Raw genomic sequence first — 1,609 nt, 5'->3', positions numbered from 1 at the left:
GCCCATGATACCGGGGTGACACTGTACTTGGAGAACTTATGGTGAATAATTCAGGAACGATTATGTGGCTGGCTATTTTGGCTAGCGGAAGGGAGTCGGCATGACGGCATATATTGAAACCAAGGCCGTGCATTTATACTACGGTCAATTTGAAGCATTGAAAGGCATCGACCTGAATTTTGAGCAACATGAGATCACGGCTTTAATTGGGCCTTCTGGTTGTGGGAAATCAACTTATTTACGATTGCTAAATCGGATGAATGATTTAATTGAAACGGTTCGTATCACCGGCGACATCAAGGTGGCTGGGCAAGATGTGTACGCCCCTAACACCGACTTAGTTGCCTTACGTCAAAAAGTTGGGATGGTGTTTCAACAGCCGAATCCCTTTCCGTTATCAGTGTATGAAAATGTCGTGTACGGGTTACGTATTGCTGGCGTCAAGGATAAAACGGTCCTTGATGAAACCGTGGAGAAGAGCCTGAAAGCCGCTGCTGTTTGGGAAGAAACTAAGGATGTGTTGCATCAAAGCGCCTTGGCATTGTCAGGCGGCCAACAGCAACGGGTGTGTATTGCACGGGTACTGGCAGTCGCACCTGATGTGATCTTATTAGATGAGCCTACCAGTGCGTTGGACCCAATTTCCACTGGCCAAATCGAGCAAATGTTGCTGGATTTAAAAGATCGGTATACCATGATCATGGTGACGCATAATTTACAGCAAGCGGCACGGATCGCTGATAAAACTGCTTTTTTCTTAGACGGAAAGCTCATTGAAACCGCGCCGACCAAGCAGTTTTTCACGCAGCCAAAAACGACGGCCAGTAACGATTATATTTCAGGTCGGTTTGGCTAAATTGGTTTTCAGTCAGTTAATTTAGGGGAGGATCTTATGCGCGAAGTTTTTACAGCAGAACTGAACGAACTCCATACGCATTTTACAGAAATGGGGTTGTTGGTCAATCAGGCCGTGGCGCAAGCCGTTCAGGCTTTTGTCAATCATGATCGGGCATTAGCACAACAAGTGATCGAGCAGGATCAACGCATCAATCAAAGTGAACTCACACTAGAAGAAAAAAGTTTTGAGCTGATTGCCTTGCAGCAGCCAGTGACCACAGATCTACGGGTGATCATGACGATTATTAAAGCCAGCAGTGATTTGGAACGCATGGGCGATCATGCCGTCAGTATTGCCAAGTCGACGATTCGGGTCAAAGGGCAAACGCGGGTGCCGGCCATCGAACAAGCTTTGGCAGAAATGGCCACCACAGCCCGTGGCATGCTAACAGCAGCCTTAACGGCTTATGTTCAAGAAGATGAGCCACAGGCGCGGGTGATTGCGACAAAAGATGAACAAGTCAACCAGGCGTTTCAAGTGATCTATCAAAATTGCATTCAGGAAATGCAACAACATCCAGAAACCGTGATTGGGGCCACCGATTATTTGTTAGTGGCCACCTACTTAGAACGCATCGGTGATTACGTGACCAATTTGTGTGAATGGGTGGTTTATCTAAAGACCAATCATTTAGTTGAATTGAATAATCATAATGAAACCTGAATTATTCACCATAAGTTCTCCAAGTACAGTGTCACCCCGGTATCATGG

The 1,609-nt window shown here is 46.2% G+C and carries 2 protein-coding genes; both read left to right on the top strand.

What is annotated here, in order from left to right; translation table 11 throughout:
- Positions 1-100 precede the first annotated feature (100 nt).
- The gene (gene pstB, locus FC07_RS08430) at positions 101-856 is read left to right on the top strand and encodes a phosphate ABC transporter ATP-binding protein PstB (protein ID WP_057904674.1); all 756 of its coding nucleotides are present in this window, start codon (positions 101-103) and stop codon (positions 854-856) included.
- A gap of 36 nt (positions 857-892) precedes the next feature.
- Positions 893-1,561 (top strand): phosphate signaling complex protein PhoU, encoded by a 669-nt coding sequence (gene phoU / locus FC07_RS08425; protein WP_057904673.1) that lies wholly within the window; start codon positions 893-895, stop codon positions 1,559-1,561.
- Positions 1,562-1,609: the final 48 nt, after the last annotated feature.

The sequence above is a fragment of the Loigolactobacillus bifermentans DSM 20003 genome (genome assembly GCF_001434575.1).
Classification (GTDB): domain Bacteria; phylum Bacillota; class Bacilli; order Lactobacillales; family Lactobacillaceae; genus Loigolactobacillus; species Loigolactobacillus bifermentans.
This window is presented reverse-complemented; position numbering and strand designations above follow the sequence as displayed.